This window comes from Alishewanella agri BL06 (assembly GCF_000272005.1).
GTDB classification, from domain to species: Bacteria; Pseudomonadota; Gammaproteobacteria; order Enterobacterales; family Alteromonadaceae; genus Alishewanella; species Alishewanella agri.
The window spans coordinates 1-774 of record NZ_AKKU01000016.1 but is presented as its reverse complement, the minus strand read 5'-3'; the positions used below and the strand labels follow the sequence as shown (position 1 = coordinate 774).

Here is a 774-nt window from a genome sequence, read left to right as displayed (position 1 = left end):
GGCGATACTGGTGCTCTATGTCAGTCGTTGAACCGGTGGCGCGGCAACTCGCCGCTTACAATCAGCATAATCTGGCCGAGTTTATTGCCTGTTATGCGCCGGATGTGCGGATTTACCGCATGCCGGCCAGTGCACCCAGTTTGCAGGGGCGCGAGGCGCTGGCACACTTCTATGCTACCGAACGTTTTACCCTGCCAAAGTTACAGGCGGCAGTACTAAGCCGGCAGGTCGTTGGCAATAAAGTCATCGATCATGAACGCGTGACCGGACTACGGGACGAACCTTATGAAGTGGCAGTGGTCTATGAGGTCCAGGCAGGCCTGATTAGCCAGGTCTGGTTTTTTGCTGCTGACTAATGGCAGTTTCTCGCTAGTCGCCGATACCGTGGCCTTACCCTATACCCTCTATTCCCAAAACAAATATGGCAGTATTGCTGTGAAGTAAGTGCCTTGGCTTAGCATTGCTACCTCGCTGGTACTGAGCGGGTACCTGGGCTATGCTAAGCGTAATTTTTTTATGGGTTAGGGTTTGCTTATGTCTCTAGATATTAGCCCTTTACTAAAAGCTATTGCTCGTTTGCAAGAAGGTTGGCAGCGCTATCAACTGGATATCAGCGATATCCAGATCCGTGATGGCCTGGTGCAGCGCTTCGAGTTTACCTATGAAATCAGTCATAAAATACTAAAACGCTATCTTGAGCATAGTTCGCCCTCACCTGAACTGTTCGATCAAATGCCTTTTGCTGATTTGATCCGCAGTGCTAATGAGCAGGGG

General features: G+C 50.3%; 2 protein-coding genes. Both read left to right on the top strand.

Going from position 1 to position 774, the window contains the following annotated elements; genetic code table 11:
• The coding region (locus AGRI_RS09940; RefSeq protein ID WP_337445396.1) for a nuclear transport factor 2 family protein at positions 1–356 on the top strand (356 nt) is incomplete at its 5' end.
• 178 nt (positions 357–534) lie between these two features.
• The coding region (locus tag AGRI_RS09935; RefSeq protein WP_008984810.1) for a nucleotidyltransferase substrate binding protein at positions 535–774 on the top strand (240 nt) is incomplete at its 3' end.